Source organism: Thiorhodococcus drewsii AZ1 (genome assembly GCF_000224065.1).
In the GTDB taxonomy this organism is placed as follows: Bacteria; Pseudomonadota; Gammaproteobacteria; order Chromatiales; family Chromatiaceae; genus Imhoffiella; species Imhoffiella drewsii.
Map to the genome: position 1 here is coordinate 1 of NZ_AFWT01000073.1, position 6,953 is coordinate 6,953.

Here is a 6,953-nt window from a genome sequence, read left to right on the forward strand (position 1 = left end):
CGCGTGTCGCCCAGATCAATCGAGGCCAATTCTTCCGGCGCCCAGCCCATCGTGTGCTCCAACATGTCTCAGAAAAAATAGTTCGCTATCGTACACTCAGAGTTCTGTGTAATGGGATGCCTCCAAGGCCACTTTGGCTTTGAACGCGGCGGCGTAGGTCTTGCGCTTTGCTTCACCCATTTTGATCAACCCTTTCGTGCCGGCCTGACAACTTAAATGACTGTCCGATTTTCAGGGTCCACTTTACTTTCTTGACAACGACCGTTCTGGTTGCACCCGTCATTTCGCAGCAATTCTTATTGGCTCATTTTGACACCGACATCGGCCGTGTTCAGTCCCGCGACTTGGTCCGATGTTCATGATCCGACCAGACCATCTGCAACAGTTGCCATGCCGCGCCTGCGATGAACAATGTATTCGTCACCAGATACCGCTTCCACAAACGGCGGGGTTCCGACAACAACCGATGCAACCATTCCAGACCGTTATGACACATCCATGCTGGTGCACGCCGCACGGTTCCTGCATGAAAATCGAAAGCCGCTCCCACGCCGATCATCACCGCATTCACCCGTCCACGATGGGCTGCCATCCAGCGCTCCTGTTTCGGACATCCCAGGCCGACGAACAGGATGCCAGCGCCGCTTGCATTGATCCGGGCAACCGCTGCATCGTCCTCATCGGTCGACAAGGCGCGAAACGGCGGCGACTCGCGACCCGAGATCAGCAAGCCCGGAAAACGCTCCATCAGCCGCGTATCCAATGCCGCCAGTGTGGCCTCGGTGCTGCCATAGAAATACACCGCCACACCGTCTTCCAGGCAACGCTGGAGCAGCGCCAGCATTAAATCGGGGCCGGAAATCCGCGCTTGGCTAGTATAGCCGAGGCGCCGCAGCATCCAGGCGATCGGCGCTCCGTCCGGGGTGGCCACATCGGCCGTATCGATCACCTGACCGAACGAGGTATCCCTCGACGCGGTGACGGTGACATGCACGTTACAGATCGCCACGTATCGGGACTCACTCGCACGCGCCCAATCCATGATCCGCGCAACGGCCCGCTCCCACGACAAGGCGTCGATCGGAACGCCAAGCACACGCGCTACCACCCGATCAGTGTCCACGGCCTCGCACCTCGTCGATCGCGTCCTGGTAGATGTCCATCAGTTGCCGATAGCTTACACCTGGAGTGTACTTCGCTTCATACTCGCGTCGTGCCGACTCGCCCATGCGCCGCAACGCGTCCGGGTTGGCCATGGCCCCCCGTACCTTCGCAGCGAGATCGGCCGGATCGCCAGGTGTGAACAGGAGCCCGGTCTCGCCGTCGCGAACCAATTCAGCAAGCGCGCCCAGCCGGCTGGCGATCACCGGCAGACCAAGCGCAAATGCCTCAACCAGGGTGCGCGGGAAGTTCTCGTACCAAAGGCTCGGCATCACCAGACAGGCCGCGCCTGTCATCGTCTGCATCACCGCGTCGAGCGACAGTAGACCACGCCGTTCCACGTTGGCGACACCGGCGAGTTCGGCCGCCTCTGGCCCGTCGCCGACCACCTCGAACACAGCATCTGGCACCTGCGCCGCCGCAGCCACCAATGTCTTCACACCCTTTTCCGGTGACAGCCTTCCGACGAACAGAAAACGGCTCGTCACCGGCCGTCGGACCAATGGTGGAACATCCACGAAGTTGGGCTTCACCATCACCCGTTCCGCCGGCAATCCGCCAGCGATGAACTTGTCGCGACAGAAGTCATTCAGGGCGATATAGCGGGTAACCTTCTGGCGGTAGGTCCCCAGGGCACGATGCACACCCAACATCGCGACCAGCACCGCGCTCTGCGCCCGCGAGCTCCGGTAACAGCGGCGCGCCACCCCGAGCCATGGCAAGCGTCCGAGGCAATCCTCGCAGACCGCATCATTGCGAAGGAACATCGCCTGGGCGCAGAGTAGGCGAAAGTTGTGAAGAGTTTGCACCACCGGGACACCATGGCGGGCGGCAACCCAGTACAGGGAGGGGGAGATCAACGGGAAGGTGTTGTGGACGTGGATCACATCGGGTCGAAATCGCTCAATCAGGGTGACAAGGTCGCGGATCGTAACGTCAGACCACAAGACCTGCCGAGCCAGGGACAGCGAAGGCATACCCTCAACTTCGTCGTTGCTACGGGTGTAGGTTGCCACCTCGTGTCCATACGCGCGCAGTAAGGCGATCTCCGATTCGACCACCGTATCCTCGCCACCGCGATGTTGGTAAGCGTTGTGCGCGATCAGAACACGAAGGTTACGTACGTGCCGGAGGCTTGAATTAGACATCATGGTGTAAGTGATCGACTGCGTGCCGATCCACAAAAGCGTGAGATGGATATGTTGAAAAACCTAGTGCGACCATGTTCATTCATTAGTCCGCTGGCGATACCTTGGCGTATCAAGACAATTCACGATCCCATCGGCAAAGCGTTGCGCCATGTTCTCCACTGTATACTCCACCGCACAGGCGTCACAGCCACGACGAAGATGTTCAAGTACTTGTTCATCACTTAAAAGACGCACACAGATATCCACATAACTTTCGATTTCATTTGCGGTCATCCACCCATTCACACCATTCTCAAGATAAGCGATTTCAGGACCATGTAGTCTACAATCCGTTGTCAGCATCGGCGTTCGGCATACGAAAGAGTCGAGAATCCCCAATCCAACAGCCCCAGGATTCAACATGACCTGCGCCATAGAAAAATAAGCCACTTTCTCGCGCCCCTGACGAGCGCCAACCCATTGTGCCCAGCCGTTTGACGAGCACCAAGCACGGACCTTATCCCGTTCCGGACCATCTCCTATAATCAATAAATGAAAATCGGGTAAAGCCTGACGAATCAAACCAGCGGTTTCAAACAGGAAATCCAATCGCTTTTCCGTGTAAAGCGAGCCTAAATAAACTCCAACAGGACCAGTTCCGAAGCCAAGAGATTTACGTAGCGCCTGTGTATCATAAGGCGTAACCTCAAGCCGCAGAAGTTGCAGTGACTGAGTATCCACAGAGTTATGAAGGACTGTGATGCGGGAATCCGGAAACCCGGCCTGCTCCACGAGTTGCGCACTCATCCGAGTATAGGCAAACCACCAGTCCACCCGGTTCGTCGTCCAGCGCTTGAAACGCTCTTTCAATCCATCCGGACGATCGCTTTGAAGATTAGCGCCGTGCCCCCAAAAGGCGAGCTTGAACCGTCTTGGGGCGAGCAACAAGAGATGATTCACCAGGAGTTTATTCTCCTGCGTCATGACCAACAGATCGACATCATCCAGATAACGATACAAAGGTTGCCAGCAAAAACGGTCACTAGCATAATAATAAGTTGGAATAGATTCGACCCAAGCTAGATGGCCTGCATCTCGTTTATTTTTTTCCGTCAAAGTCCCTTCACCAGCAACAATACTTAGGTCGATATTCTCCTTAAGCAACAAGGAAAGAAGGTGGTCGAACAGGGGAACCCTATACTGTGCAAGTCTACGCTGACTGATAAATACTTTTCGCATTTCTCGATAAAATTCTTAATCGGTTGAGAAATCCCCGGCTTTGCCGGGGAGACCGTAGAAGTAAAGTGGACCCCATGTCCAGGACAGTTTTCCCCCGAATTTAAGTTGTACTGGCCACCTCAATCGCAGCGGTTTGGCGCTGCCCCAGTGTTGTCTCGCCGAAGCGATCGACGATCTTGGCCCCACCGCCGTTTCCCGATCGGTAGACTGCATCAGGCGTGAGATAGCCCAGCGATTGGTGGGGACGTTCGCCGTTGTAGAAGGCGAAATACTCAGTCAACCCTAGGAGCAGCTCGGGCAAGCTGGCGTAGCCTTTGAGGTCAATATCCTCGTACTTGACGCTGCGCCACAGGCGCTCGACGAAGATGTTGTTCAATGCCCGCCCGCGTCCATCCATGCTGATGGCGATCCCTTCGCGCAGGAGCACTCCCGTGAACACCGCGCTGGTGAACTGTGACCCTTGGTCGGTATTGAAGATCTCGGGGCGCCCGTGCGTGCGTAGCGCCTCTTGCAGACAGTCCACGCAGAACCCTGCCTCCAGGGTGTTGGACAGGCGCCAGGCCAGTACCCGGCGCGCGTACCAGTCAATGACGGCCACCAGGTACGCAAAGCCATGCGCCAGGCGGACGTAGGTGATGTCGGTGCTCCATACCTGGTTTGGGCGCGTGACCTCGCCCCCGCGCAGCAAGTAGGGATAGACCGGGTGCTCGGTGTGCGGTTGGCTGGTGTTCGGTCCCGGCGCCATGCCAGCCAAGCCCAAAATCCCCATCAATCGCTGCACGCGCTTGCGGAGTTAATGTCAAATCTGGTGTATGGCCTCCATCAGGCGGCGATCCGATCTGACTGATCGTTCACTTGCTCTCCATCGCGGAACGGGACGTTATTGACGACCAGTTCCAACTTTCCAAATCCCTTGATGCGTCTCCAGTTCTTCTGCGCTGACTGGAGCAGCTTGAAGACCATCGCCAACGTGGTCTCGCGTGCCCCGCAGTTGCGGGTGCGGTTGGTGCGTAGGCGCACGGTGGCGAAGGTCGATTCGATCGGGTTGGTGGTGCGAATATGCACCCAATGCTCGGCCGGATAGTCGTAGAAGGCGAGCAAGGTCTCCCGAGCCTTGGCCAGGCAAGCCATGGCCTTCGGATATTTGGCCTCGAAGCGCTTGAGGGCGCGCTCGAATGCCTGGTTGGCCGATGTGCGGGTCTCGGCCATCCAGATCTCCTGCAGGTCGGCCTTGACCTTCGGCTGCACGGACTTGGGCAGCTTGGCGAGCACATTGGCTGTCTTGTGCACCCAGCAGCGCTGGTGGACCGTGTCCGGATAGGCCTTGGCGAGCGCCTTCCAGAATCCCAGCGCCCGTCGCCCACGGCGAGCTTGGGGCCGGCCGTCAGCCCACGCTCGCGCAGGCTGGTGAGCACTTCGCCCCAACTGGCCTCGGACTCCCGATAGCCATCCTCGACGGCGACCCGTTCCTTGTGGCCATGCTCGGTGACGCCGACGATCACCAGCAGGCACACCCGATCATCCTGGCGCACATTGCTGTAGATGCCGTCGGCCCACCAATAGACGTAACGCCGATCGCTGAGGTCGCGCTGGCTCCAGCGCCGATGCTCCTCGCTCCACTGCTGCTTGAGACGCACGATCGTGTTGGCCGACAGCCCCTTGGCCCGATCGCCGAGCAACGCCGCGAGCGCCTCCTGATAGTCCCCGGTCGAGATCCCCTTGAGATAGAACCAGGGGATCAGTTCCTCGACGCTGCGCGAGCGCTTCAGATACGGCGGCAGCAGGCTCGAGTGGAAGATCGCTCCACTACCACTGCGGTCACGGACCTTCGGCACCTTCACCGCGACGTCTCCCAGGCCCGTCTGCACCGTCCGTTCGGGCAAGTAGCCGTTGCGGACCACCGCTCGGCGCCCATCCTCAAGGCGCTGATCGGCATACCCGGCCAGAAAGCTCGCCAACTCCGCCTCGACGGCCTGAGCGATGAGCTCGCGCGCCCCCTTCCTGAGCAACGCATGCAGCGGGTCGTGCCCCTCGATTTCTGGTTGTGAAAGACCTTCAAGCGTAGACTCGGTCATGGCGTATCCACCTCTGTCGTCTGTGATCTTGGTCGTGACCAGTCGACAGGATACGCCATCCCTCCTCGGGCGCCTGTACACCAGAAATCAGCACCTGCACAAATTGAATCTCACCTATCAGAAACCGGTGTTGATCCCTCGTGAGCAAGATCCCGCTGCTGTCGAGCATTTTGTCAACGAGGAATTCCCAAAAATTCAACGTTTTGCAAATAAGATCCAGGCCGATATCGGCTTTGAGGACGAGGCTGGCATTGATCTGCGTGAGCGCTCAGGCAAAACCTGGAGTGCGCGCAGTGTCCGACCTGAAGTATTTGTCACAGGCAAACGCGGTCGCTTAAATGTTCTTTCCGTTATCACGGCTCAAGGAGAGTTGAGATATCACGTAACAGAGAAGTCCATTGCCTCTAAAGAGCACGTTCATTTTCTTAGGCAACTGATGGAGAAGAGAACGCGCCCACTGATTTGGATTGTGGATCGTGCACCATTTCATCGTTCGCGAATGGTGCGTGAATTTGTGTGCAAGCATCGCCATCAAATCCGCCTGCATTATACCGAGCTAATACCAATTTTTCGGTTTTTACTCGCCGACAATGGCGAAGTTTTCCGTCAGCAACGATCGTAGGTCACCACGATATTGGTTCGGGTGACGAAAGAAATTCTCGCAAGCCGCTTTGAAGTCGGCGAACGACTCAAAATAGCGGTTATAGAGCACTATCTTTTTAAAATACTTCCAGAATCGCTCGATCAGATTGAGGTTTAGCGCATAGGGCGGGAGAAAGAGCAATTGCACGCGTGATGTCTCCAAGTGCTTACGAACCGCCTTGGAGCGATAGTAGCGAGCATTGTCGCAAATCACGTGAATCACCGCCGCGTCTGGATGCCGCTGCTCGATTTGCTGCAGCAGAGCGATGGTCGAGACGGCATTGATGCTGTCGTCGAAGCGGACAACGGGTTCGAGGCACTTGAGATCGATGGCACCGTTGATGTTGACGCGCCGCCGCCCGGTGTTGGAGCGGATCTCGCGATCCTCGCCGCGCTTGATCCAGCCCTGGGCGATGACCGGATTGTGCTGCGGGTGGACCGCATCCATGAAATAGATGGGATCCGCATCACCCTTGGTTTGCTTGAGTGTTTCGTACTCGGCGAGGAAGGCTTTCTGGGCCTCGGGATCGGCCTTGCCAGCGGTAATTGTCAAGGTAGTTGTCGCCTGCATCGTTGTCACACCGCGTGATCTAACGGGGTGTGTTCCAGATCGCGCTCCGGGTTGAGGGAGACGACCGTAATCGGCGTCCAGTTGCGCGTTGGCCCACTCCAGCGCTCGGGGTGTTGGTCGCGTGCGACCTGGTTG

The 6,953-nt window shown here is 57.6% G+C and carries 5 protein-coding genes and 2 pseudogenes; 1 reads left to right on the forward strand and 6 read right to left on the reverse strand.

Features of this window, described 5'->3' with window-relative positions; all coding sequences use genetic code 11:
• Window positions 1-331: 331 nt before the first annotated feature.
• From THIDRDRAFT_RS22535 to THIDRDRAFT_RS22555, 5 genes and pseudogenes are all read right to left on the reverse strand, one after another.
• Window positions 332-1,123 carry a WecB/TagA/CpsF family glycosyltransferase gene (locus tag THIDRDRAFT_RS22535; RefSeq protein WP_007043239.1) on the reverse strand — a complete coding sequence of 264 codons (792 nt, stop codon included), beginning with the start codon at window positions 1,121-1,123 and terminating at the stop codon, window positions 332-334.
• Window positions 1,113-2,345, reverse strand: coding sequence for a glycosyltransferase (locus tag THIDRDRAFT_RS22540; RefSeq protein ID WP_216725667.1), 1,233 nt, complete (start codon window positions 2,343-2,345; stop codon window positions 1,113-1,115). Before THIDRDRAFT_RS22540 ends, THIDRDRAFT_RS22535 begins: the two co-directional genes overlap by 11 nt.
• 42 nt (window positions 2,346-2,387) lie before the next feature.
• A complete protein-coding gene (locus tag THIDRDRAFT_RS25075) occupies window positions 2,388-3,530 on the reverse strand; it encodes a glycosyltransferase family 4 protein (protein ID WP_007043241.1) in 1,143 nt (380 codons plus the stop codon).
• 100 nt (window positions 3,531-3,630) lie between these two features.
• Window positions 3,631-4,320: pseudogene (locus THIDRDRAFT_RS22550) on the reverse strand (IS3 family transposase); the annotation flags it as partial.
• Between the two features lie 32 nt (window positions 4,321-4,352).
• Window positions 4,353-5,605 (reverse strand): annotated as a pseudogene (locus THIDRDRAFT_RS22555) (IS256 family transposase).
• On the opposite strand from THIDRDRAFT_RS22555, the gene THIDRDRAFT_RS25080 reads away from it, so the two are divergent.
• Window positions 5,604-6,227, forward strand: a complete 624-nt coding sequence (locus THIDRDRAFT_RS25080; RefSeq protein ID WP_007043245.1) for a transposase — start codon at window positions 5,604-5,606, stop codon at window positions 6,225-6,227. The pseudogene THIDRDRAFT_RS22555 and the gene THIDRDRAFT_RS25080 overlap by 2 nt on opposite strands.
• On the opposite strand, the gene THIDRDRAFT_RS22565 is transcribed toward THIDRDRAFT_RS25080, so the two are convergent.
• Window positions 6,183-6,800, reverse strand: coding sequence for an IS630 family transposase (locus THIDRDRAFT_RS22565; protein ID WP_245535917.1), 618 nt, complete (start codon window positions 6,798-6,800; stop codon window positions 6,183-6,185). The two genes, THIDRDRAFT_RS25080 and THIDRDRAFT_RS22565, sit on opposite strands and share 45 nt — an antisense overlap.
• Window positions 6,801-6,953 lie beyond the last annotated feature (153 nt).

What these genes read in the sequence shown, in the direction of transcription:
- THIDRDRAFT_RS25075 (WP_007043241.1), bottom strand. Translation starts at nt 3,530, where the DNA reads ATGCGAAAAGTATTTATCAGTCAGCGTAGACTTGCACAGTATAGGGTT.
- THIDRDRAFT_RS25080 (WP_007043245.1), top strand. Translation starts at nt 5,604, where the DNA reads ATGGCGTATCCACCTCTGTCGTCTGTGATCTTGGTCGTGACCAGTCGA.